Raw genomic sequence first — 23,443 nt, forward strand, 5'->3', positions numbered from 1 at the left:
TATGGGAATCTTCACCTTTCACCGGATTCTACGGCTAGTTTCATGTCTTCAATGTCAACCACCTCCCCTGCCACCCCATCCGACACCCGCCTCGAGCAGCTGTGCACATGGCTGTCCCCACTCGGTCTGGTGCAGCTGGAAACGCGCCGGCCAGCCTCTGCCGATGCCAGTTTCCGCCGTTATTTCCGGCTCGACGTGGTGCCCGCGCTGCGCGCCAAGCTGGGCGACACCTTAATTGCCATGGACGCGCCGCCCGAGCGCGAAAACGTACCAGCCTTTATTCACGTGCAAGGTTTGCTGCTGGAAGCAGGCGTCACGGTGCCGGCCATCGTGGCGCAAGATGTGGAACATGGCTTTCTGCTGCTGTCCGATCTGGGCACGACCACCTATCTGCAGCGCCTGACGGTGGACAACGCGCCATTCATGTATTCGGACGCGGTCGACGCGCTGATCAAATTCCAGCTGCACAGCGAGCCGGGCAAGCTGCCCGAGTACGACCGCGCCTTCATCGAACGCGAACTGAAACTGTTCCCGGAATGGTTCATCGGCAAACATCTGGGTATCACCATGAACGACGCGCAACAGGCGCAGCTCGATGGCGTGTTCGAGGCCATCATCGCCAACGTATTGGCACAACAGCAAGTATTCATGCACCGCGATTTCCATTCGCGCAACCTGATGTTCCTTGAGCAGCACAACCCGGGTGTGCTCGACTTCCAGGATGCCGTGTTCGGCCCTGTCACCTACGACCTGGCTTCGCTGCTGCGCGACGCCTACGTGCAGTGGGACGAAGAAATCGTGCTCGACTGGGTGGTGCGCTACTGGCAGCGCGCCAAGCAAGTGGGCTTGCCGGTCAATCCCGACATCGATGCGTTTTACCGCGACTTCGAATTCATGGCCCTGCAGCGCCACCTGAAAATTCTGGGCATCTTCTGCCGCCTGAATTACCGTGACGGCAAAGCCAACTATCTGGGCGACCTGCCCACCGTGAGCGACTACGTGCGCAAAACCTGCAACCGCTACAGCGTGCTCAAGCCGCTGGTGCGCCTGCTCGATACCTTCGAGGACAAGGCGCCGCAAGTGGGTTACACCTTCTGATACCCGGGCACCAATGAAAGCAATGATCCTGGCCGCTGGCCGCGGCGAGCGCATGCGCCCGCTGACCGATACCTGTCCCAAGCCGCTGCTCAAGGTGCGCGGACGTCCCCTGATCGTGTGGCATATCCTCAATCTGGTCCGGGCCGGCATCACCGACATCGTGATCAACCATGCGCACCTGGGCCACATGCTGGAAGAAGCCATTGGCGACGGCAGCCAGTACGGGGCCAAGGTCGTCTGGTCGCGCGAGGACAAGGCGCTGGAAACAGCCGGCGGCATCGCCTACGCCCTGCATCTGCTGGGCGACGAACCTTTCCTGGTGCTGTCAGGCGACATCTACTGCCCCTATTTCGACTTTGAGCAGGTCAAGGACGTCCTGCACGACAAGGACGTGCTGGGCATTCCCTACCCGGCCGACAAGCGCGACGTGTGCTGGTTGTACCTCACGCCCAACCCGTTCCACAACCCGAACGGCGACTTTGCCCTGAACATGTACGACGTGAGCAATCAGGGTGACCCGAAATGGAATTTCTCGAACATCGGCGTGTACCGGCCTGACATGTTCAAGGACATCACCCCGGGCGAGAGCGCCAAACTGGGCCTGCTGATGCGCGCCTGGGCCGACAAGGGGCAAGTGGGCGGCGAGATTTACGAAGGCCCGTGGGTCAACGTGGGCACGGTGCAGCAGCTCGAGGAATTGAACGCTCCCCTGTCCAAGGCCGCACCATGACGCACTTCGCTGCCCGCCGTGCGCGCCTGCTCGCGCAGATGACGCCGGGCGCGGTTGCGATCGTCCCCACCGCGCCAGAAGTAGCGCGCAACAGCGACAGCGACTATCCCTACCGGCACGACAGCTATTTTTACTATCTGAGCGGCTTCACGGAACCTGACAGCGTGCTGGTACTGGCCGCTGCCAGCGCTGGCGCCGCTGCCCAGTCCATCCTGTTCTGCCGTCCCAAAAATCCCGAGCGCGAAATCTGGGATGGCATCCGCCACGGCCCGGATGGTGCACGCGCCGCCTTCGGCTTTGATGCTGCCTTCCCGATCGAGGAACTCGATACAGAGATGACGCGCCTGCTGTCGAACGCACCGGCTGCGTATTACGCGCTGGGCCACAGCAGCACGCTCGATCTGCAGATGAAAACATGGCTGCAAAACGTGCGCCGCCTGTCGCGCAGCGGCATTAGCGCGCCCGTGGTGGCCCACGACTTGCTGGCCATGCTGGACGAGATGCGCGTCATCAAAGACGAGGCGGAGCAGGCGCTGATGCAGCGTGCCGCCACCATTTCGGCCCAGGCACACTTGCGCGCCATACGCGCCTCCCGGCCCGGCATGTACGAATACGAAATCGAAGCGGAACTGCTGCACGAATTTCGCCGCAACGGCGCCCAGGCGCCGGCCTATACACCGATCGTGGCAGCCGGCGCGAATGCCTGCATCCTGCACTACAACAGCAACAATGCGCAAAGCCGCAACGGCGATCTGATCCTGATCGACGCCGGCTGCGAATTGGACAGCTATGCGGCCGACATCACGCGCACCTATCCCGTCAACGGGCGCTTCTCGGCACCGCAAAAAACCCTGTACGAGCTGGTGCTGGCAGCGCAGGAGGCAGCACTGGCTGTCATTCGGCCGGGCGCCATCTACAGCGACATGCACGACGCTGCCGTGCGCGTACTGGCCCAGGGCATGCTTGATCTGGGTCTGCTCGATGCGAAAAAATACAGCAGCGTCGACGACGTGATCGCCGAACGCGCACACCAGCAGTTCTACATGCATGGCACCGGCCACTGGCTGGGCCTGGACGTGCACGACGCCGGCGCTTACCGCGATCTGCAGGCCGAAGGCAAACCATCGCGTGCGCTGCAGGCAGGCATGGTAGTGACGGTCGAACCGGGCATTTACGTGCGCCCGGCGCCAGGGGTGCCCGAGCGATACTGGCATATCGGTATCCGCATCGAGGATGACGTCCTGGTCACGGCCAGCGGCCACACGGTGTTGAGCAACGCCGCGCCCAAGACAGTGGCCGACATCGAGCGTGCCATGGGAGGCGGCGCATGACCGATACCGACAACACGATTGACGTGGCCATCTGCGGCGCCGGCCCGGTTGGCATGGCCCTGGCAGCCCTGCTGGCCCGGCGCGGCATGGCGGGTTCGCGCATTGCGCTGATCGATGCCAAGTCGCTTAGCGCCGCCATCAGCGACCCGCGTTCGATCGCGCTGTCGTACGGCAGCCGCATGCTGCTCGAAGAAATCGGCGCGTGGCCGATTCCCGCCACCGCGATTCACGACATTCATATTTCACGGCGCGGCCATTTCGGACGCAGCATGATCGAGCGCAGCGAACACGATGTACCCGCGCTTGGCTATGTCACCCGCTACGGCGAACTGGTGACGGCCTTGTCTGGCGCCTGCGAACGAGCCGGCATCACGGTCGTGCGACCGGCCCGCGTGACGGGCCACCTGGAACACACGGACGGTGTTAGTCTGCAACTCGATGACGGCAGCGTGCTCGATGCGGCACTGGTTGTGCAAGCCGAGGGCGGGGTTTTCGGCGAACAGGATAACAAGGCCCTCACCCGCGACTACCGGCAAACTGCCGTCATTGCGCGCGTGAGCACCAGCACCCCGATTGCGCACCGCGCCTACGAGCGCTTTACCGACGAAGGCCCGCTGGCACTGCTGCCGCAGGACGGCAGCGACGGCAAGCAGTACGCCCTGGTCTGGTGTGTGCGGCCGGAGACGGCCGAGCAACTGCTGCAACTGGACGACGCCGCATTTCTGGCCCGACTGGGCGATGCGTTTGGCACCCGCCTGGGCCGATTCACTGCCACCTCGTCGCGGGCCTCATATAAATTAGGGTTGAATGCCAACCCTGCCGCCACAGCGCGCACAGTCGCCATCGGCAATGCGGCGCAGACCCTGCACCCGGTGGCTGGCCAGGGCTTGAATCTGGGCCTGCGCGACGCGGCTGTACTGGCGCGCCTGCTTGGCCAGGGCGCCACACCTGAGCAGCTGGCGGAATTTACCGATGCCCGCCAGGCCGACCGCCGCATCACCGTCGGCCTGACCGACGCCATGGCACGGGCGTTTGCCGGCACCGGGCCAGCGCAAGCGCTGCTGGGCCTGTCGCTGGGCGTGTTTGACACGGTGGCGCCTGCGCGCGCACTGCTGGCGGAACTGATGATGTTCGGGCGCCGCTGAGGCCTGCGCGCCGGTTACAGCAAGCAGTTGCGCCTGCACGACTGTGGTGCGAGAATGAAGCATGATCGACACCCTGCCCATCTCGATTGTTTCGCGCCTCATCGAAGAATCGCTCGATGCGGTGCTGGTCATCGACGCCGGCGGCTGTATTCGCTACATGAATTGCGCCATGCAGGGCCTGTCGGGCTACGCCCCGGGCGAGGCCATCGGCCAGCCGCTGCAAGGGCTGATGCCCGAAGCGTACGGCGAACAGGAGCAGGGTTATATCGAGCGCTTCCTTGCCAACACCAGGCAGGCCGATATCCTTGGGAGCGTGCGGGCGTTTGCCATCCGCCACCGCACCGGTGAAATGATCCCCGTCGAAATGAAGGCGCTGGATTTGGGCGCAGTCGACGGCGTCCATTATTACGGCGCTTTCATGACCGATCTGCGCGCGCGCCGCGCGGCCGAAGCCAAGAACACGGCCTTGCTGGAGCAGCTGGAACGGCAAGCCATGAGCGATGCACTCACGGGGCTGCCCAACCGCCGCGCCTTCGAGATTGAAGCGGGCCGCATCGTGGCCCGTGCCAAGCGCAGTGGCGCGCCGATCACGGTCGGCATCGCTGACATCGACCGCTTCAAGAAGGTCAACGACGAGCATGGGCATCCGGTGGGCGACGAAGTGCTCAATGCCGTCAGCGCCGTGCTGACCCAGGCGGCCCGTGCATCGGACTTTGTGGCGCGCATTGGCGGCGAAGAATTCGGCATGCTGTTCCCTGACGCGCGTCCGGAAACCGCACTGGCTGTGGCCGAGCGCATGCGCCGCGCGGTCGAGGGATTCCCGGTCATTACCACCACGGGCGTGGCGCTCAACATCACCATCAGCATTGGACTGGCGGCGTTTGGCGGCAGTCTTTCCGAATCACTGTCGCAGGCCGACAAGGCGCTGTACGAGGCCAAAAACAAGGGACGCAACCGGGTCGAGCAGAAGTAGACCAGTGCGGCTATGGCCAGACAATGGCGGCGCACAGATTCCGCAGGCGTTCCGCACGCGCCGGGTTCACCATGTGAACGTGGGCGACGCGCCCCTCCAGATAGGCCCGGAAGTTGTCATGCCCGATGCGGTTCTGCGAGGCGGGGCCGTGACGCACGCAGTTGGTCAGCGTCGCCTTCAGCGCATCGTATTCGTCGCGCGCGATATTCGGACGGCAGTTCACAACAATCCCCGTCACTTGCTGGCGTACGCCCGCACCCATCATGCGCGTCTTGCGGGTGTTGACCCGAAAGCCCTCTCCCAGCGCAATGGCGGCCACGCGGACGTGGAAGCGGTCAAGCGCGCGCGCCAGTTGCGCATCGCCCGAGAACACCAGGTCGTCGGCATAACGGCTGTACACGGCACCCATTGACGCTGCCAGCGCCTGCAGACGGATATCGAGGCGGAAGGCACAGGCATTGGCCAGCGCAGGCGAACAAGGCGAGCCTTGCGGCAGATGCGGTGATCGCAGGGCCTGCCGCTCTGCCCAGCTGATGTCCACTGCGGCGGCGGCACCCGCCGGTGTGCGGTTCACGCAGAGCCGGGCCAGTGCGCCCGCCACGCTCTGCGAGTAACCGAGCTTGACGAACATCGCATGTACGCGCGAAGCGGGAATGCTCGGAAAAAAATCCTTCAGATCCATGCGGATCACTACCCGTTGGTTCACATGCAGCGCCGCGTGCGTGACGCACGAATGACCACGCCGAAAACCGTGTGCGGCAGAATGGGCCGGCACCAGGTCAAGAATCTCGCGCAGGATCTTTTGCTGCATCGCGCGCAGGCGCTGCTTGGGGATCTCGATCAGGCGCCAGCCACCGCTGCGCTTGGGCAGCCAGCGATAATGGTAGTGCTGCAGGCGCGATGTTGCGTCATGTGTGAGGCGGAATTGATCGGCGAACCAGCCCAACTCATCAGGCCTGACCGTAAGCCAGCGCGCCAGGTCGCCGACGGTAGGAATAGCGGGCAACGCCAGCGCCACCAGCCATGCCGGCTGCTCGGGTACCACGGGTAGCGATATGCAGTAACGGCGGATCTGAGGCGGCGCCTTGCCATTCTCCCAGGCGCCAAGAAAATGTTCATCGTCGAGAATGATGGCCGCCAGCTCCATCCTGCTAAAAGAATGAAAGTGTTCGCCGGTGCGTACATGAATCGCTTCACACAAGGGCGGGACCCACTTGTGCTCTACCTCGAATGCTCGGGCGGCGCTCCCAATGAGTGCCGCCACCCCAGCGGCACCAGCGAGCATGGTGTCGGCCAATGCCAATGCAACTGAATGGGCTGGGATCATGAATAGCAGGGGCGGAGAGCCTTCAACGTACTTGTGACGCTCGAGTGCCCGTGTGCGAAGCACACAGAATCTCTTGCGATGAAATGCAAAACATTAAAAATTTCATGGGGTAACCCCATGGAGACTCGCCTTTTACAAGACGAAAGCCTGTCTGCTTGAAGGATCCGCTGCGCGCAGAATAAGGCACGACGACCAAAAGGTCAACGCGGCAATAGTGTCAGCAGCTGAACTCGACGATGCCGGTGCCGATCCCGACGATCAGGCCGATGACCAACCCGGTGCCTACTCCCATCCCGGCGAGAATCAATTTTCCCGCGATCTGGCATACGGTTGCGACCGCGGTCGAAGACGTGTTTGCGAGCGGCGAATTCATTTTTCCTCCTGCTGCAGCGATGCACGCTGCGCGACCCGCTGGCCGATTGCGCCCGCCAGATCATCGGCCGACTGGCCGCTTGCCTTGACCGCCGCCAGAATCTGCGCCGCCTCAGGTCCGCCCGAGCGCGACGCTTCCGCCAGACTCCAGGTACGGGCAGCTCGGCGCCCGCTGCGGCAGTACAACAGGATCGGCCGCGGGCTGTTGGCCAGGGCCTGGCCCAGGGCCTCGACGGCTGTATCAGGGATCGCGCCATGTGGCACTGGCACATACACGAAGGCCAGTTGATTGGCGGCGGCGACCTTGCGCATGGTGGCGGCGTCGGGCTGTCCTACTGCTTCGCCGTCGGGACGCAGGTCGATGACGGTAGCGTAGCCGCTTTGGCGCACGGACTTGAGTTGGCGGACGGTCAGTTGCTCGGAAACCGAGATGGATTCAGTCAGGGGATGCAGCCCGGCGCGGGTGCGCAGTGCATCGGTCGCCGCTGCGGCGCTCCACTTTTCGTAGCCCGCGCTAATGAGGATGTACAGCATTCCGGCGACCAGCGCGCCGAAAAATACTCTCCCGTTGGTGAAATGCTTCATGGGTTTTTGCTTTGCTGTTGTAATTGAACAGTGTATCGACGAAGGGACTTCCCGCAATCGACACAGCCCAAAGGCGCAGGCGGCGCTACTGACGGTAGCTTGAACAGCTACTTTCAATAACCACATCGTGCTCGCGAAGGCGGGCACCCATGCCACATATGCTCAATGATGACTCAAACTGGCTATGGGTCCCCGCCTGCGCGAGGACGATGTAACGGGGGCGCGAATGAAAAAAAGCACCAGCCCTTTAAGGGGTGGTGCTTTCTCCCGATGCGGGACCGCTTATTCGACAGCCTTGACCATCGCTTCAATCACCTTCTTCGCATCACCAAACACCATCATCGTGTTCGCCTGATAGAACAAATCATTATCCAGCCCAGCGTAACCAGAAGCCATCGAGCGCTTGTTGACGATGATGCTCTTGGCCTTGTACGCCTCCAGGATCGGCATGCCGGCAATCGGCGACTTCGGATCCTTGGCGGCCGGGTTGACCACGTCGTTCGCGCCCAGCACCAGTACCACGTCGGTCTGACCGAATTCGCCGTTAATGTCTTCCATCTCGAATACCTGGTCGTACGGCACCTCGGCTTCGGCCAGCAGTACGTTCATGTGGCCCGGCATGCGCCCTGCCACAGGGTGAATCGCGTACTTGACGATCACGCCCTTGTGGGTCAGCTTTTCTACCAGTTCCTTGAGCGAGTGCTGTGCCCGTGCCACCGCCAGGCCATAGCCCGGCACGATGATCACGGTTTCGGCATTGCTCATGATGAAGGCGGCATCGTCGGCAGAACCCGACTTGACCGGACGCTGTTCTTGCGCGCCGCCGCTGGCCGCCGCGGCCTCGCCGCCAAAGCCGCCCAGAATCACGTTGAAGAACGAGCGGTTCATCGCTTTGCACATGATGTACGACAGGATCGCACCGGACGAACCAACCAGCGAACCGGCGATGATCAGCATCGAGTTATTGAGCGAGAAGCCGATACCGGCAGCCGCCCAGCCCGAATAGCTGTTCAGCATGGACACCACCACTGGCATGTCGGCGCCGCCAATCGGGATGATGATCAACACGCCGAGCACAAACGAGAGTACAGCCATGATGATGAACGGCGTCCACGCTGGCGTGGTGCCGGAATCAAAGCAGAACACCAGACCCAGTACCACGATGGCGATGGCCACGCCCAGGTTGATCATGTGCTGACCAGGGAAGCTGACTGGCGCACCCTGGAACAGGCGGAACTTGTATTTGCCCGACAGTTTGCCGAAGGCGATCACGGAACCCGAGAAGGTCACCGCGCCGATGAAGGTACCCAGGAACAGTTCAAGGCGGTTACCGAAGGGCAGCGCCTCGCCCAGCTTGGCGATGTTAAAGGCCGACGGCTCCGACACCGCGGCAATCGCGATACACACTGCGGCCAGACCAATCAGCGAGTGCATCGCTGCTACCAGTTCCGGCATCTTGGTCATCTCGACCTTTTTGGCCGCAAAGGCGCCAATGCCGCCACCGACCACCACGCCCAGCAGCACCAGGCCGAAGCCCAGACCGCCGTCCGGCACTGCGGTGGCCTTGAGCTTGAGGATCAGCGCTACCGTGGTCACTGCCGCAATCGCCATCCCGATCATGCCGAAGGCATTGCCCTTGCGCGCCGTCGCCGGCGAGGACAAGCCCTTGAGCGCCTGGATGAAGCACACCGAGGCGATCAGGTAGAACATCGTGACCATATTCATGGTGATGAAATTCATGCGTGATCTCCCGACTTAGGCGCCTTTGGCTCCTTCTTCTTGAACATTTCCAGCATGCGCTGGGTGACCAGGAAGCCGCCAAACACATTGACTGCCGCCAGCGCTACCGCCAGCGTGCCAGTGATCTGGCCGACGATACCGGTCGTCAGACCGGCAGCGAGCATGGCGCCAACGATGATGATCGCCGAAATCGCGTTGGTCACGGCCATGAGCGGCGTATGCAGCGCAGGCGTAACGGTCCACACAACGTGGTAGCCGACGTAAATGGCCAATACGAAGATGATGAGATTGATGATGGTGTGGCTGACTTCCATGTTGCCTCCCTCTTAGCTATTTTTGAAAAATTACTTTTTCATTCCCGTGATTTTATTGTTCCCATCAACGAATACGACCTTCGGGGTGTACGCCTTCGCCTGTTCTTCGTTCATCGGCGCGTAGGTGCAGATGATCAGCAGGTCGCCCAGTTGCGCCTTGCGCGCTGCCGCGCCGTTCAACTGGATGCAGCCGCTGCCGCGCAAGCCTTCGATTGCATAGGTTGCGAAACGCTCGCCGTTGTTGACGTTGTACAGTTCGATTTTCTCGTTGACCCAGATATCGGCTGCTTCCAGAAGATCGGCATCGATACCGCAGGAACCTTCATAGTGCAGGTCGGCCTGGGTGACGGTGACGCGGTGGAGTTTGGAACGCAGCATTACTCGTTGCATGGACATCTTTTACTTCTTTCTTTCAGTTTTAAATAGATTACTTGCGCAGCACTTCGCCGCCTGCGCAGACCAGGGTCGGTTTCAGGATTTCGTCTTCGCGGTCGATCACCAATTTGTCATCCTTGTCGATGATCAGCTTGAGGAAGTCGAGCACGTTGCGCGCGTACAGGGCCGATGCATCAGCCGCCACCAGGGTAGCCAGATCAGGCTCGCCCACAATGTGCACGCCGTGCTTGGTGACGGTTTTGTTCAATTCCGACAGTGGGCAGTTGCCGCCTTGCGAAACCGCCAGGTCGACGATCACGGAACCCGGCTTCATGGCCTTGACGGTTTCTTCGGAAATGAGCACCGGCGCCGGACGGCCCGGGATCAGAGCGGTGGTGATGATGATGTCGGCCAGTTTGGCACGCTCGTGTACCAGCTCTGCCTGACGGCGCATCCAGTCAGCCGGCATGGCCTTGGCGTAGCCGCCCGAACCCTTGGCGATTTCTTTCTCTTCGTCGGTCAGGTAAGGCACGTCAATGAATTTGGCGCCCAGCGACTCGACCTGCTCCTTGACCGGTGGGCGTACATCGGACGCTTCAATCACGGCGCCCAGGCGCTTGGCAGTGGCAATCGCCTGCAAGCCCGCCACTCCCACACCCATGATCAGCACGCGCGCCGCTTTCACGGTGCCGGCGGCAGTCATCAGCATCGGCATGAAGCGCTGGTAGGTATTGGCGGCCACCATCACGGCCTTGTAGCCGGCGATATTCGCTTGCGAGGACAATACGTCCATCGACTGCGCACGCGTAATGCGCGGCACCGCTTCAAGCGAGAACGCTTGCAGGCCGGCGGTGGCCATGGCGGCGATGTTGTCGGCGTCGAAAGGATTGAGCATTCCGATCAGGACCGTGTCGCGCTTCATGAGTGCGCGTTCCTCGGCGTTGGGGGCGCGCACCTTGAGCACCACGTCGGCCCCAAAGGCCTCGGCCGCGCTGCCGATCGTCGCACCAGCGGCCACATAGGCTTCGTCGATCACGGAGGCATTGAGCCCGGCGCCGGACTGCACGATCACCTGGTGCTTGGCGGCGAGCTTCTTGACCGTCTCGGGAGTTGCAGCTACACGGGTTTCGCCCGACCGCGTTTCGGCCGGTATGCCTATTCTCATGACGCCTCCTAATTAACAAGTTGGCTAGGATATTACACGGAAACCTCAAAATAGAACTATCGTTCGTTTTTTCTAGATGAGGTCCTCGAAATTCAAACCGATTGCGCTACAAAGTCACAGTTTTTTGCAGTTTTCTTGTATCAAATCAAAGTGCGGGCCCTATAAATGCGCAGGTGGGCTGAGCAAGGTAAAATGACGCACTCATTTTCGGGGACCTGCATGCCGCACACTTGGAGACCATCCGTTACCGTTGCCGCCATCATCGAGCGTGATGGCCGCTTTTTGCTGGTGGAAGAAGAAACCAGCGAAGGCATCCGCCTGAATCAGCCGGCCGGCCATCTGGACCCGCTTGAGACGCTGGAACAGGCGGTCGTGCGCGAAGTAATGGAAGAAACAGCGCACGACTTCATTCCGCACGCCCTGGTGGGCATGTACATGTCGCGCTACACCTCCAAGCGGCTGGGCACGGACGTGACCTACCTGCGCTTTACGTTCTGCGGCGAGGCGGGCGAAGAATACGACCAGCCGCTTGACGAAGGCATCCTGCGCACCATGTGGATGACGCGCGACGAAATGGTGGCAAGCGCCGAGCGCCACCGCAGTCCGCTGGTTCTGCAATGCGTGGACGATTACCTGGCCGGCAAACGCGCGCCGCTGGCCCTGCTGCACACCCACCCTTCGGTGTTCGAGGGTGGACTAATTTAAGGACACCGACACATCGTCCTCGCGAAGGCGGGGACCCATGCCACGACAACCCATAGAAAGCGTATTTCTCTGCGCTACTGTGCTATGGGTCCCCGCCTGCGCGAGGACGATGTAGCGGTCTGTCAAAAATCGGAATTAATCAATGAGCAAGAAAAAAGTCGTGATCGGAATGTCTGGCGGGGTCGACTCCTCGGTCGCGGCGTGGATGCTGAAGGAACAGGGCTACGAAGTCATCGGCCTGTTCATGAAAAACTGGGAAGACGACGACGATTCCGAATTCTGCTCCTCGCGCCAGGACTGGATTGACGCGGCCAGCGTGGCCGACGTGGTCGGTGTCGACATAGAAGCGGTCAACTTCGCCGCCGAATACAAAGACCGTGTGTTTGCCGAATTCCTGCGCGAGTACCAGGCCGGCCGCACGCCAAACCCGGACGTGCTGTGCAACGCCGAAATCAAGTTCAAGGCCTTCCTCGACCACGCAATGCACCTGGGCGCGGACCTGATCGCCACCGGCCACTACGCGCGCGTGCGCGAAAACGCCGGCAAATTCGAACTGCTCAAGGCCGTTGATCACACCAAGGACCAAAGCTACTTCCTGCATCGCCTGAATCAGGCGCAGTTGTCCAAGACCCTGTTCCCGCTCGGTGAAATCCCGAAAACGGAAGTGCGCAAGATCGCCGAAAAACTGGCATTGCCAAATGCCTCAAAAAAGGATTCAACCGGCATCTGCTTCATTGGTGAGCGGCCGTTCCGCGATTTCCTGAACCGCTACCTGTCGTACAAGCCGGGCCCGATGAAAACCGACGACGGCACCGTGGTCGGTGAACACGTCGGCCTGTCGTTCTACACCCTGGGCCAGCGCAAAGGCATCGGCGTGGGCGGCATGAAGAAGTACAAGAAGGACGATGGCAGCAGCGACGCCTGGTACGTGGCACGCAAGGACATCGCCAGCAACACACTGTACATCGTGCAGGGGCACGACCATCCGTGGCTGCTGTCAGGCGCGTTGACGGCCGACCAGGCCAGCTGGATTGCCGGCGAAGCGCCGGAGGCGCGCAGCATGTCGGCCAAGACGCGTTACCGTCAGGCCGACGTGGCTTGCCGTGTCGCGCCCGAAGGCCTGAGTGACTTCGCGCTGGACTTCATCGATCCGCAATGGGCGGTCACGCCAGGGCAGTCGGCCGTTCTGTATGACGGTGATGTATGCCTTGGCGGCGGGATCATCAGCGGCTCGACCATCTGAAAAGTCCCGTTGGCGATGCCGGTCGTGTGGCAGCAATCAGTGCATCACGCCCCATGATTCGCAAACGCCGCCGTACGGCAATGCCAGTGTCGACACCGAGTCCTGTATCGACATGACGAGTTCGTAAGTCAATTTCGCATCTACGACGAATTCGACGTATCCGTTCATGTCGTCACTCGGTTGGTAAAGCCGAATGCGCGGGTACGTCGCATGCAGCGCATGAAGGAAGTCTTTCGATGGCGGCCAGGTCTTGAAGTCAACATTAAAATCAATTTCATGCGACTGAGCGAAATCAAAACCGCTCGATTGCATTCGACGGAATACATCACCGTCAGCATCATCTGGCCAAACTGTTTGCATTGATAGTCCTTCTAGAAGTGGAGGAAGCGTGCAGCGATACGGTCAAGCGACACGATTTAGCCGCATGGCCAGTGCGGCGCATACCTTGGCCTGCCCCTGATTGACCCGTGCCTTGCTGAAGTCCGCCCCGGTCAGTTCACGCCCCAAGCGCTTTTCGGCGCAATCGAGGCACAGCATGCCATCGATCTTGTAGTGAATTGAGCGCCAGACCCGATACCAGAGCATGTAATACTGCTCATTTTGGTAGGTATCGACTTGACAGTCCATGCACAGCCAGCGCGCTCTGCCCTGCGCTATTTTCTCGGCATCGGCTAATTTATTCATTCTTCAGAATCTGGTCTTGACTCAGCATCATCCTCTCCGGCGAGCAATTCTGACAGCGCAGCCGGTGCAAGACGCTTCATCTTGCCTTCGAGCTTGCGGTCGTACTTACGGTCATTCGGATCGAGCCCCTTGCGTGCCTTGCGTGCATACTGCTGCACGAAGCGGCCCATGTCTTCAGCGAGTCTGTTGTGGTTTCGTTTGGAATGCACGCGACTTTTACGAATTGGCTTTCTGCCGCTTGATCATGTCCATCACCGTCTTGCGGATGGTGTTGAGCACCGCGTCCGCCTTGAACGGCTTGACGATAAAACCCTGCACGCCGCGCGTGAGCGACGTTTGCATCAGCGTCGCGTCCATGGTCCCGGACATCATGAAAATCAGGGTCTTGGGATAGGTGGCGCGCACCTGCTCGACCACGTTGTGGCCATCTTCCACCTGCTCGCGCGCGATGCAGAAGATCTGCGGCTGGTGCTTTTGCACCTGCACGAAGCCCAGCAACGCCGTATGCGCTTGGGCCACCACCTCGTAGCCGCCATCGGTCAGCACGGTGTTGAGCAAACCGCGCGAAATCGCGTTCGAATCGACGATCACCGCTTTCAGCATAACGCCACCCTTAAAATTGTTCGTAAGCGAGCATGTTCCATGTTACTCCCAGCCGCACATCGGTTTTCAGCTGCACCAGCTGGCGTGACAAAAACAACAACTCGCGTTCGGCCCGCAGGCGCTCGCCAATCGGCGTTTTCAAAATGCCGGCACCGGCCATGACGGCATCGAGGTCACCATACGCATTGAGCAGCTTGGCCGCCGTCTTCATGCCGACCTTGGACACCCCCGGTACGCCGTCGGTCACGTCGCCCATCAGCGCCAGCAAATCGACCAGCAGCTCGGGCGCCACGCCAAACTTGTTGCGCACCCAGGCGTCGTCATGCCACTCGCCCTTGAAATGGTCCCACACCAGCGCGCCGTGCGCAATCAATCCGTGCAGATCCTTGTCGGTCGAGGCGATGATGGCTTCGCCGCGCCCTTCCGCCAGCCAGCGCAAAATCGCCGTGCCGATCACGTCGTCGGCCTCCACCTCGGGCAGCATCACCACGTGCAGGCCTTCGCCGGCCAGCTTCTCATGGAACGATGGCAGCGCCTCGCGCAGGAAGGACGGCATTGGCGCGCGCTGCTCGCGGTAGCGCGGGTAAATCGCGTGGCGCCAGGTCGGCCCGCCAAAGTCAAACGCGGGCAACACGTGGGTGGGCGCATGTGCGGCCAGCAGCTTGCGAAATGACGACAGCGCGTGCCGCAGCGCGATCTCGGCCTTTTCGGCCGAATCGGGTTCGGGACTGGCCTCGTACACGCGCCGGACGATGTTCAGCCCATCGATGGCAAGCAGTTTGGCCATGGCGGTCTTACTTGATCAGTTCGTATTTTCCACCGCGCTCCAGCGCGCGCTGATAGGCCGGGCGCGCGTGAATGCGCTGTAAAAAGGCGTCCAGCTTGGGATAGTTGGCACCGAGTCCGCCGCGCGCGGCAGCCGCTTCCAGCACAAAGCTGACCTGGATGTCGGCTGCGGAAAAGGCCTCGCCGGTGAACCAGCGGCGCTGGCTCAGCTCCCCTTCCAGGTAGCCCAGGTGCGATGCGATCTGCGGCATGATGTAGCTGGACTTGACCTTTTGCGCGATGCCCTTGGCAATGGGCTTGACGAAAAACGGCATCGGGCTCGACTCGACCTTGTCAAACACCAGCTTCATCAGCAGCGGCGTCATGGCCGAGCCTTCGGCGTAATGCAGGAAGTAGGTGTAGCGCAGTTTGTCGGGGGTACCGGCGGCAGGCACCAGGTTCTTGCCACTGCCATAGCGTTCGGTGAGATACTCGATAATCGCACCCGACTCGGCTACCATGGTGTCGCCATCCGTAATGACAGGCGATTTGCCCAGGGGATGAATGGCGCGCAGTTCGGGCGGCGCCAGCATGGTCTTGGCGTCGCGCTGGTATTTTTTGATCTCGTAGTCCAGGCCCAGTTCTTCCAGCAGCCACAGGATGCGCTGCGAACGGGAATTGTTGAGATGGTGGACAATGATCATTGGGTTCTTTCGCCGGGATGGAATCGGCGTTAGCTTAGCATTGTTGTAAGCGATTGGCCACGGAGACCGCATGAGACTGTTCGCACCGCGCTACCTTCCTTTGATCGTGTCGGCCGTCGTGCTGCCGCTGTCGGCGTTTCAAGCCTGGCAAGGCGAAGGCCCCGGCTGGTGGCTGGTTGCCGTCAGCCTGGGCCTGACGGTGGTGGGGTTCACCGACCTGCTGCAAAAAAAGCAGGCGCTGCGCCGCAATTACCCGATTCTGGCCCACTTCCGCTACTTCTTCGAGTCGATCCGGCCCGAGATTCGCCAGTACTTCCTTGAAAACGACATGGAGGCGGCGCCGTTCTCGCGCAACCAGCGCAGCATTGTGTACCAGCGCGCCAAGCGCCAGACCGACAAGCGCCCCTTCGGCACCCAGCTCGATGTGTATTCGGACGGCTATGAATGGATCAACCATTCGATTGCACCCGCCATGATCGCCGATCCGAATTTCCGCATCGAGGTGGGCAACCACCCGGACTGCCCGCGCGCGCAGCCCTACAGCGCCAGCGTTTTCAACATCTCGGCCATGAGTTTCGGCTCCTTGTCCGCCAATGCCATCCTGGCCCTGAACGGCGGCGCGCGCATCGGCGGCTTCATGCACGACACCGGTGAAGGCAGCATCAGCCGCTATCACCGCGAACACGGCGGCGACCTGGTCTGGGAAATCGGGTCCGGCTACTTTGGCTGCCGCACCGACGAAGGCGGCTTCTCGGAAGCCAAGTTCGTCGCCAACGCGACGCTGCCACAGGTGAAGATGATCGAACTGAAGCTCTCGCAAGGCGCCAAGCCGGGCCAGGGCGGCATTCTGCCGGGCGCCAAGGTCTCGATTGAAATTGCCGCCGCGCGCGGCGTGCCGGTGGGCCTTGACTGTCTGTCGCCGTCCAAGCATTCGGCGTTTTCCACGCCGATCGAGATGCTGCATTTTATTGAACGCTTGCGCAATCTGTCGGGTGGCAAGCCAACCGGCTTCAAACTCGCGATCGGCCACCCGTGGGAGTTCTTCGCCATCGTCAAAGCCATGCTGGCCACCGGCATCGTCCCGGACTTCATTACCGTCGATGGGGGCGAAGGCGGCACCGGTGCGGCGCCGGTCGAGTTTTCCGACCATGTGGGGGCGCCTTTGCAGGAAGCGCTGCTGCTGGTGCATAACACGCTGGTGGGCGCCAATTTGCGCGACAAGATCCGCATTGCGGCGTCGGGCAAAATCATCACCGCCTTCGATATCGCGCGCACCATTGCGCTGGGCGCGGACTGGTGCAATTCGGCGCGCGGCTTCATGTTTGCGCTGGGCTGCGTGCAGTCGCAGAGCTGCCATACCGACCGCTGCCCGACCGGCGTGGCAACGCAGGATGAGCTGCGCCAGCAGGCGCTGGTGGTGCCCGACAAGACGGAACGCGTGGCTTACTTCCACAAGAACACCGTTCAGGCGCTGGCCGAGCTGATCGCCGCTGCTGGGTTGACGCATCCTTCCCAGCTCAAGCCGCACCATCTGGTGCGGCGGGTGTCGCCCAACCAGGTCAAGCTGGCATCGGCGCTGCTGCCGTATCTGGAGCCAGGCGAATTGCTGGACTCGAGCCAGCACCACAAGCTGCCGCCGGTATTCGGCTTGTACTGGCCGATCGCACAGGCCGAATCCTTCCAGCAGCTCACCTAACCACCCATCGCCCTCGCGAAGGCGGGCTCGCATGCGAGCCCCCTATGCCATTTGATCGAATTCGGGGACATGCTATGGGCCCCCGCCTTCGCGAGGGCGATGTAGCTACTAAAGTTATAGTTGACAACGGCGCCGCCCTTCCCTACTATCTACTAAACATTTAGTAGATAGGAGCCCACATGACGATTTCCTTCACCGACCGCGAAGCGGACGTGATGCAGATTTTATGGGACCACGGCCCCTCCGTGGTCTCGGAAGTACGCACCCACCTGCAAGACCAGCTGGCCTACACCACCGTCCTCACGGTGCTGCGCACCCTTGAAACCAAGGGCTATGTGGCGCACGAAGAGGAGGGCCGTGGGCACCGCTACCACGCGCTGATCGAGCAGCAGGAAGCACGCAAGAGCGCGCTGCAGCACCTCACCAGCAAACTGTTCAAAGGTTCATCCGAACTGCTGTTTGCGCACCTGGTTTCCGATCGCAAGCTGGGCGCCGATGAAATCGCCCGCATGCGCCAACTGCTGGCCGACAGTACCAAGGACAAAAAATGACCCTCAACTGGATGATCTATACCCTCGCCGTGACGGTGCTGATTGGCGCCGCGGCCACGGCCACCGAGCGTGCGCTGCGTCTATGGAAGCTGCCAACACGCTGGATCTGGATGGCGGCCATGGTGGCGTCGACGGTACCACCGCTGTTCGTGAACGGATCAGCGCCGCTGCCAACGCAGGACGCGCGCAGCGCACCGGTGCGCCGCGCAGCACCGGCGGCGGCCCTGCCCGGAACGCAGGCGGCATCCGAATGGGTTGCCGCCAAAACCGCAGCCACTCCGATCGAGGCGGCCGCTATGCTCAAGCCAGCCTGGATGGCCTTGTCCGTCACCCTGCTGCTGGCCCTGGGCGCAAGCGCCGCCCTGTTGGCAATGCGGCGCCGCCACTGGCGCAGTGCGCACATGGGGGACACCCCGGTCTGGATCGCACCAGACGCCGGCCCCGCCGTGGTCGGGATTCTGCGGCCACGGATCGTCCTGCCGGAATGGCTGATGCAGACAGCGCCGTCGCAGCAGGCACTGGTGATGGCGCACGAGACATCGCATGTGGCGGCGCGCGATCCGCAGCTGCTGGCGCTTGCCCTGCTGCTGCTGGCCGTCATGCCGTGGAACCTGGCGCTGTGGTGGCAGTTGCGGCGCCTGCGCCACGCCATCGAAGTCGACTGCGACGCCCGCGTCCTGGCGGCCGGTCACAACCTGCAGGCCTACGGCGAGGCGCTGCTGGAAGTCGGCGCGCGCCAGTCGGGACTGCTCGGCAGCATGGCCGCCATGGCCGAATCGCGCTCCCTCCTGGAACAGCGGCTGGGCATCATGGTGCGCGGCCCTGGCCGCTGGCGCCGCGCGGCCGCCGTCGGCCTGGCGGCAACCGCCCTGTGCGCTGCGGCAGCGGCAGCACAACTGGCACCACCAGCGCCCGCCAAACGCGCTGTCGTGCAACTGGCGCCGGCGCAGCTGGCCGAGTATGAAGGCACGTACCAGGTTGGCGAATTTCAGGTCATGACGATCACCCGTTACGACGACCGTCTTATCAGCGAAATCACGGGACGCGGCCCGCTGCTGCTCTTCGCCGAGCGCAAGGACAAGCTGTACCAGCCCCGCAGCGGCCTCGATCTGCTATTCCAGCGCAATGCGGGCGGCAAGGTGGTCGGCATGACGCTGACACGGCTCGGTGTCGACATCATCGCCCCGCGCGTGGAAGGCACAGACCTGAAGCGCCGCATTGCAGCGCACCTGGCCCGCGATGGCGCCATGCCTGGCGGCGAAGCTGCCTTGCGCCGGGGCGCGGACAGCTTAACTACTGGCAAAGTGTATGAAGAAGATTTGACACCGGCGTTTGCCCGCATCTCCAGGGTGTTCCTCGCGGAACGGGTCAAGGCGCTGCAAAAGAACCCGGTCGGCAAGATGCAGTCGATCAGCTACGAAGGCGTCAACCGCGACACGGGCGAAGACATCTACAAGGTGGTGTACGAACACCGGGTGGTGGACTGGTACCTGACCGTCAATTCGGATGGCAAAGTGGACGGCGCCTTCGCCCGCTTCCTGCGGCAGTAAGCCATCAGCGTGCGCGGTCTAACCGACCGGCACGCCAGCCATGCCTAAGATGCCATATGGGAAAAATCTACATCGGCATCTCGGGCTGGCGCTATGAACCCTGGCGCGGCGTGTTCTATCCGGACGATCTGGTCCAGGACCGCGAACTCGAATACGCTTCGCGCGCCACGCGCTCGATCGAGATCAACGGTTCCTTCTATTCCCTGCAAAAGCCCGACAGCTACAGTGCCTGGCACGATGCCACGCCCAAGGACTTCGTCTTCAGCAACAAGGGCAACCGCTACATCACCCACACATTGCGGCTGCGCGACATTGACGGGCCGGTGGCCAACGTGCTGGCGTCAGGCGTGTTGAACCTGCGCGAGAAACTGGGCCCGTTCCTGTGGCAGTTTCCGCCGAATTTCAAATTTGATCCCGAGAAAATGGCGCACTTCCTGAGCATCCTGCCGCACGACACCGAGGCCGCGCTCGAGATGGCGCGCCATCACGAGCCGCGCATGAAGGGCAAAGTCGCACTGGAAATCGACAGGAAGCGTAAATTGCGCCACGCGGTCGAAATCCGCAACGACAGCTTCATCGACGAAGCCTTCATCGCCCTCCTGCGCAAGTACAAAGTGGCACTGGTGGTGGCTGATACCGCGCGCGAATGGCCTTATTACGAGGATGTGACGGCGGACTTCATGTACCTGCGCCTGCACGGCGACAAGGAGCTGTACGCCAGCGGCTACAGTGACGAAGCGCTCGATCGCTGGGCGGCCCGGATCACGGCCTGGAGCCACGGCGCGCAACCCGACGATGCGCGCCTGATCTCATCGAAAGCGCCGCCAAAGCGCGCCAGCCGCGACATCTTCTGCTACTTCGACAACGACATTAAAGTGAAGGCCCCGTTCGACGCCCACCGTTTGATGGAGAGACTGGGCTTGACCGATGGCCTGGTAACACCAGGCGCAGCGTCAGCCGCGCCGAGCGGCCAGGTAGCCCGCGCAGCTGGCAAGCGCTGACAGCACGCCACCCCACAGCACATCGACCACCGTCAGGGTCACGGACCACTGCTTGAGCGTGGCCAGGTTGCTCAGGTCGTAGGTACCGTAAGCAACCAGTCCAAGCAAGCCACCCAGCAGCGCCGCCTGGCGCAGGCGGTTGCTGCGCAGCGCCGGCAGCACGGCAAATACCACCAGACCAGTCGTGTACAGCAGGTAGAACAAGGCAGCCGGCGTCCAGCGGGGCTGGTCCAGCATCATCTCGCCCAGCCAGTCGCGGTAGGTATCGGCCATCAGCACGCCAAGCCAGATGCCATCGATGACCAGCATGGCCAGCATGGCGCCAAGGTAGGCAAACAGCCACTGGCGCGGACGCACGGTCATTCAGCCGACCCGGTGCAGTTTGATCACGCGCGGATCGGCCGCTGGCGCAGGCGCCGACTCGCAGGTATCGCAGCTGCTGCAGCCGCTGCCGCAGCCCGCACTTTTCTTCGGCTTGAACACGTACTTGCGCGCAGTGTACCAGGCCGACGCGCCCACAATCAAGGCCACGATCAGGTTTTCAATCATCTCAAGCTCCTAGCGTTGCAAGCGCAATGCGGTAAGTGAGGAAGGATGCCACGTAGGCCAGCGCGAACATGTAGCCTGCCATCAGCAGCGGATAGCGCCAGCTGTTGGTCTCGCGCTTGACCACCGACAGCGTGGACATGCACTGCGGCGCAAACACGTACCAGGCCAGCAGCGACAAGGCGGTTGGCAAGCTCCACGATTGGGCGATGATCGGCGTGAGCGTGGTGGCCAGCTCGTCGCCGGTGGCCGACAGGGCATACACCGTGCCCAGGGCACCCACCGCCACTTCGCGCGCGGCCATGCCGGGCACCAGGGCAATGCAGATCTGCCAGCCAAAGCCGATTGGTTCGAACACCACCGCCAGGGCGCGGCCCAGCATGCCGGCGATACTGTAATAGATCGGCGGATGGGTCGCGCCTTCCGGCGCACCGGGGAAGCTGGACAGGAACCACAGCAGCACCATCAGCGTGAGGATGATGGTACCGACGCGCGACAGGAAGATCTTGGCGCGTTCCCACAGCCCCAGCGCCAAATTCTGCATGTGCGGCCAGTGATAGCTTGGCAGTTCCAGCATGAGCGGCTGGTTGCGGTTGGCACCCATGGTGCGCTTGATAAACCAGGCCACTGCCATGGCGGCGGCAATGCCGGCAAAGTACAGAATGAACAGTACCAGCCCCTGCAGATTGACCACGCCGCCCCAGACATCGCGGTTGGGGATGAAGGCGGCAATGATCAGCGCATACACGGGCAAGCGCGCCGAGCAGGTCATCAAGGGCGCGATCATGATGGTGACGATGCGGTCGCGCGGATTTTGAATGGTGCGCGCGGCCATAATGCCGGGAATGGCGCAGGCAAAGCTCGACAGCAGCGGGATGAAAGCGCGGCCTGACAGGCCCACGCCACCCATCAGGCGGTCCAGCAGGAAGGCGGCGCGCGGCAGGTAGCCGCAGTCTTCCAGCACCAGAATGAAGAAGAACAGAATCAGAATCTGCGGCAGGAACACCAGCACACTGCCCACGCCGCCCAGAATACCTTCAACCAGCAAGCTGCGCAGCATGCCTTCGCCCATGTGATTGCCCACCCAGGCGCCAACCGCTTCGACGCCGCCGGTGATCATTTCCATCGGCACGGCGGCCCAGCTGAATACCGCCTGGAACACCAGGAACATGAGTGCCGCCAGCAGGATCGGGCCCACCACCGGGTGCAGCACGATGCCGTCGATTTTTTCGGTCAGGTTGCCGGTGTCGTTGGCGTAGCTGATCGACGCGGCCAGAATGCGGCGCACTTCGCGCTGGGTCTCTTCCACCGACACCGCGTCGATGGCTGACAGCGGCTGGGCCTTGACCGCATTCGCACGCGGCATGGCGTCAAGCGCATCGAGCAGGGTTTTCTCGCCACCGCTTTGCACGGCCACCGTTTCCACCACCGGCATGCCCAGTTCCTGCGCCAGTTTGGCCGTGTCGATGACGATGCCGCGCTTGCGCGCCACGTCTACCATGTTCAGGGCCAGCACCATGGGCAAACCCAGGCGCTTGATCTCCAGGACCAGGCGCAGGTTCAGGCGCAGATTGACGGCGCTGACCACGCAGACCACGGTGTCGGGCGCCTGTTCGTCAGCGCGCAGGCCGGCCACAACGTCGCGCGTGATCGCTTCGTCCGGCGTGGTGGCTGACAGGCTGTAGGCGCCTGGCAGATCCAGGACTTTGAAGGCATGCCCGGCCGGAGAGGTAAAACTGCCCTCCTTGCGTTCGATGGTGACGCCAGCGTAGTTGGCCACTTTCTGGCGCGCGCCCGTGAGGCGGTTGAACAGCGCTGTTTTGCCGCAGTTCGGATTGCCGAGCAATGCAATCAGGGGCGTGTGGGTCACGCCCTGGCCCAGCGTTTCGGTACTCATGATGTTATTCCGGCTGAATCGAGATCAGCGCCGCCTCGAAGCGGCGCAAGGCAAAGGTGGAGTCGCCCACGCGCACGGCCAGCGGTTCGCCGCCAGGCACGCCGCGCTTGAGCATGCGGATGCGCTCGCCTGGAACAAAGCCCAGTTCCATCAAGCGCCGCGAGACATCGACACCGGCTTCGGCAGTGTTGCCAGGGGCCAGGTGAATCACGGTGGCGCTTTGGCCCGCCAGCAGGGCGTCAAGCGTGGTCAGGGTAGGGGCAAGAGTCATGGTAGGGCGAGCTCGCTAAGTAATCACAGTTCCTTGTTGGATATTAGCATCAAACAGGTAAATGCGAATTAT

Annotated in this window: 28 protein-coding genes; 11 read left to right on the top strand and 17 right to left on the bottom strand. The window is 62.0% G+C overall.

Annotated elements, in window-relative coordinates:
• The first annotated feature begins 51 nt into the window (after positions 1-51).
• From BUC24_RS22505 to BUC24_RS22525, 5 genes are all read left to right on the top strand, one after another.
• Positions 52-1,098, top strand: coding sequence for an aminoglycoside phosphotransferase family protein (locus tag BUC24_RS22505; protein ID WP_073222264.1), 1,047 nt, complete (start codon positions 52-54; stop codon positions 1,096-1,098).
• Between the two features lie 13 nt (positions 1,099-1,111).
• A complete protein-coding gene (gene murU, locus BUC24_RS22510; RefSeq protein WP_073222267.1) occupies positions 1,112-1,828 on the top strand; it encodes an N-acetylmuramate alpha-1-phosphate uridylyltransferase MurU in 717 nt (238 codons plus the stop codon).
• Positions 1,825-3,159 carry a Xaa-Pro aminopeptidase gene (pepP, locus tag BUC24_RS22515; RefSeq protein WP_073222269.1) on the top strand — a complete coding sequence of 445 codons (1,335 nt, stop codon included), beginning with the start codon at positions 1,825-1,827 and terminating at the stop codon, positions 3,157-3,159. The genes murU and pepP overlap by 4 nt, the downstream gene beginning before the upstream one ends.
• Positions 3,156-4,304: a UbiH/UbiF/VisC/COQ6 family ubiquinone biosynthesis hydroxylase gene (locus BUC24_RS22520; protein ID WP_073222272.1), complete on the top strand. Its 1,149-nt coding sequence runs from the start codon at positions 3,156-3,158 to the stop codon at positions 4,302-4,304. Before pepP ends, BUC24_RS22520 begins: the two co-directional genes overlap by 4 nt.
• Positions 4,305-4,365: 61 nt before the next feature.
• The gene (locus BUC24_RS22525; protein WP_073222274.1) at positions 4,366-5,277 is read left to right on the top strand and encodes a GGDEF domain-containing protein; all 912 of its coding nucleotides are present in this window, start codon (positions 4,366-4,368) and stop codon (positions 5,275-5,277) included.
• 10 nt (positions 5,278-5,287) lie between these two features.
• On the opposite strand, the gene BUC24_RS22530 is transcribed toward BUC24_RS22525, so the two are convergent.
• The 7 genes from BUC24_RS22530 to BUC24_RS22555 form a co-directional block, all read right to left on the bottom strand.
• Positions 5,288-6,604 (bottom strand): reverse transcriptase family protein, encoded by a 1,317-nt coding sequence (locus BUC24_RS22530; RefSeq protein ID WP_073222276.1) that lies wholly within the window; start codon positions 6,602-6,604, stop codon positions 5,288-5,290.
• Positions 6,605-6,821: 217 nt separating this feature from the next.
• Positions 6,822-6,977, bottom strand: a complete 156-nt coding sequence (locus BUC24_RS27025; protein ID WP_178372605.1) for a hypothetical protein — start codon at positions 6,975-6,977, stop codon at positions 6,822-6,824.
• Complete coding sequence (locus tag BUC24_RS26395) at positions 6,974-7,561, bottom strand: protein tyrosine phosphatase family protein (protein ID WP_178372606.1); 588 nt, start codon at positions 7,559-7,561, stop codon at positions 6,974-6,976. Before BUC24_RS26395 ends, BUC24_RS27025 begins: the two co-directional genes overlap by 4 nt.
• Before the next feature lie 282 nt (positions 7,562-7,843).
• On the bottom strand, positions 7,844-9,301 hold the full coding sequence (locus BUC24_RS22540) for an NAD(P)(+) transhydrogenase (Re/Si-specific) subunit beta (RefSeq protein ID WP_073222279.1): 1,458 nt from the start codon (positions 9,299-9,301) through the stop codon (positions 7,844-7,846).
• Positions 9,298-9,615: an NAD(P) transhydrogenase subunit alpha part 2 gene (locus tag BUC24_RS22545; RefSeq protein WP_073222281.1), complete on the bottom strand. Its 318-nt coding sequence runs from the start codon at positions 9,613-9,615 to the stop codon at positions 9,298-9,300. The genes BUC24_RS22540 and BUC24_RS22545 overlap by 4 nt, the downstream gene beginning before the upstream one ends.
• Before the next feature lie 30 nt (positions 9,616-9,645).
• Positions 9,646-10,005, bottom strand: coding sequence for an aspartate 1-decarboxylase (gene panD / locus BUC24_RS22550; protein ID WP_073222502.1), 360 nt, complete (start codon positions 10,003-10,005; stop codon positions 9,646-9,648).
• A 37-nt stretch (positions 10,006-10,042) separates the two neighbouring features.
• On the bottom strand, positions 10,043-11,155 hold the full coding sequence (locus BUC24_RS22555; RefSeq protein WP_073222284.1) for a Re/Si-specific NAD(P)(+) transhydrogenase subunit alpha: 1,113 nt from the start codon (positions 11,153-11,155) through the stop codon (positions 10,043-10,045).
• Positions 11,156-11,374: 219 nt separating this feature from the next.
• On the opposite strand from BUC24_RS22555, the gene BUC24_RS22560 reads away from it, so the two are divergent.
• Both BUC24_RS22560 and mnmA read left to right on the top strand, forming a co-directional pair.
• The gene (locus BUC24_RS22560) at positions 11,375-11,860 is read left to right on the top strand and encodes an NUDIX hydrolase (protein ID WP_073222286.1); all 486 of its coding nucleotides are present in this window, start codon (positions 11,375-11,377) and stop codon (positions 11,858-11,860) included.
• 142 nt (positions 11,861-12,002) lie between these two features.
• Positions 12,003-13,103, top strand: a complete 1,101-nt coding sequence (gene mnmA, locus BUC24_RS22565) for a tRNA 2-thiouridine(34) synthase MnmA (protein WP_073222290.1) — start codon at positions 12,003-12,005, stop codon at positions 13,101-13,103.
• A gap of 36 nt (positions 13,104-13,139) precedes the next feature.
• Here the strand turns inward: mnmA and BUC24_RS22570 are convergent, their stop codons facing one another.
• Genes BUC24_RS22570 through BUC24_RS22590 form a run of 6 tightly spaced genes read right to left on the bottom strand, consistent with a single transcriptional unit; the run spans position 13,140 to position 15,859 of the window.
• Entirely contained in the window at positions 13,140-13,463 is a 324-nt protein-coding gene (locus BUC24_RS22570) for a ribonuclease E inhibitor RraB (RefSeq protein ID WP_073222292.1), read from the bottom strand.
• Positions 13,464-13,505: 42 nt separating this feature from the next.
• Positions 13,506-13,787, bottom strand: a complete 282-nt coding sequence (locus tag BUC24_RS22575) for a hypothetical protein (protein ID WP_073222295.1) — start codon at positions 13,785-13,787, stop codon at positions 13,506-13,508.
• Positions 13,784-13,957 carry a hypothetical protein gene (locus tag BUC24_RS27030; RefSeq protein WP_178372607.1) on the bottom strand — a complete coding sequence of 58 codons (174 nt, stop codon included), beginning with the start codon at positions 13,955-13,957 and terminating at the stop codon, positions 13,784-13,786. The genes BUC24_RS22575 and BUC24_RS27030 overlap by 4 nt, the downstream gene beginning before the upstream one ends.
• Before the next feature lie 46 nt (positions 13,958-14,003).
• Positions 14,004-14,390 (bottom strand): response regulator, encoded by a 387-nt coding sequence (locus BUC24_RS22580; RefSeq protein ID WP_073222297.1) that lies wholly within the window; start codon positions 14,388-14,390, stop codon positions 14,004-14,006.
• Positions 14,391-14,400: 10 nt separating this feature from the next.
• Positions 14,401-15,177, bottom strand: coding sequence for a 5'-3' exonuclease (locus BUC24_RS22585; protein ID WP_073222299.1), 777 nt, complete (start codon positions 15,175-15,177; stop codon positions 14,401-14,403).
• 7 nt (positions 15,178-15,184) lie between these two features.
• Positions 15,185-15,859, bottom strand: a complete 675-nt coding sequence (locus tag BUC24_RS22590; RefSeq protein ID WP_073222301.1) for a glutathione S-transferase family protein — start codon at positions 15,857-15,859, stop codon at positions 15,185-15,187.
• 70 nt (positions 15,860-15,929) lie between these two features.
• Between BUC24_RS22590 and BUC24_RS22595 the strand changes: the two genes are divergently transcribed.
• The 4 genes from BUC24_RS22595 (at position 15,930) to BUC24_RS22610 (ending at position 20,657) form a co-directional block, all read left to right on the top strand.
• Positions 15,930-17,555 carry an FMN-binding glutamate synthase family protein gene (locus BUC24_RS22595; RefSeq protein WP_073222304.1) on the top strand — a complete coding sequence of 542 codons (1,626 nt, stop codon included), beginning with the start codon at positions 15,930-15,932 and terminating at the stop codon, positions 17,553-17,555.
• Between the two features lie 179 nt (positions 17,556-17,734).
• Entirely contained in the window at positions 17,735-18,106 is a 372-nt protein-coding gene (locus tag BUC24_RS22600) for a BlaI/MecI/CopY family transcriptional regulator (protein ID WP_073222306.1), read from the top strand.
• The gene (locus tag BUC24_RS22605) at positions 18,103-19,656 is read left to right on the top strand and encodes a M56 family metallopeptidase (RefSeq protein ID WP_073222309.1); all 1,554 of its coding nucleotides are present in this window, start codon (positions 18,103-18,105) and stop codon (positions 19,654-19,656) included. Before BUC24_RS22600 ends, BUC24_RS22605 begins: the two co-directional genes overlap by 4 nt.
• A 56-nt stretch (positions 19,657-19,712) precedes the next feature.
• Positions 19,713-20,657 carry a DUF72 domain-containing protein gene (locus BUC24_RS22610; RefSeq protein ID WP_073222311.1) on the top strand — a complete coding sequence of 315 codons (945 nt, stop codon included), beginning with the start codon at positions 19,713-19,715 and terminating at the stop codon, positions 20,655-20,657.
• Here BUC24_RS22610 and BUC24_RS22615 read toward each other — a convergent pair.
• The 4 genes from BUC24_RS22615 to BUC24_RS22630 are packed head-to-tail and all read right to left on the bottom strand — an operon-like array spanning position 20,610 to position 23,371.
• Positions 20,610-21,020 (bottom strand): DUF2177 family protein, encoded by a 411-nt coding sequence (locus BUC24_RS22615; protein ID WP_073222313.1) that lies wholly within the window; start codon positions 21,018-21,020, stop codon positions 20,610-20,612. The genes BUC24_RS22610 and BUC24_RS22615 overlap by 48 nt on opposite strands.
• A complete protein-coding gene (locus tag BUC24_RS22620) occupies positions 21,021-21,206 on the bottom strand; it encodes a FeoB-associated Cys-rich membrane protein (RefSeq protein ID WP_073222315.1) in 186 nt (61 codons plus the stop codon).
• Position 21,207: 1 nt separating this feature from the next.
• On the bottom strand, positions 21,208-23,100 hold the full coding sequence (locus tag BUC24_RS22625; RefSeq protein WP_073222317.1) for a ferrous iron transporter B: 1,893 nt from the start codon (positions 23,098-23,100) through the stop codon (positions 21,208-21,210).
• 4 nt (positions 23,101-23,104) lie between these two features.
• Positions 23,105-23,371 carry a FeoA family protein gene (locus BUC24_RS22630; RefSeq protein ID WP_073222318.1) on the bottom strand — a complete coding sequence of 89 codons (267 nt, stop codon included), beginning with the start codon at positions 23,369-23,371 and terminating at the stop codon, positions 23,105-23,107.
• Between the last annotated feature and the right edge of the window lie 72 nt (positions 23,372-23,443).

This window comes from Massilia sp. CF038 (genome assembly GCF_900129765.1).
Classification (GTDB): Bacteria; Pseudomonadota; Gammaproteobacteria; order Burkholderiales; family Burkholderiaceae_D; genus Telluria_A.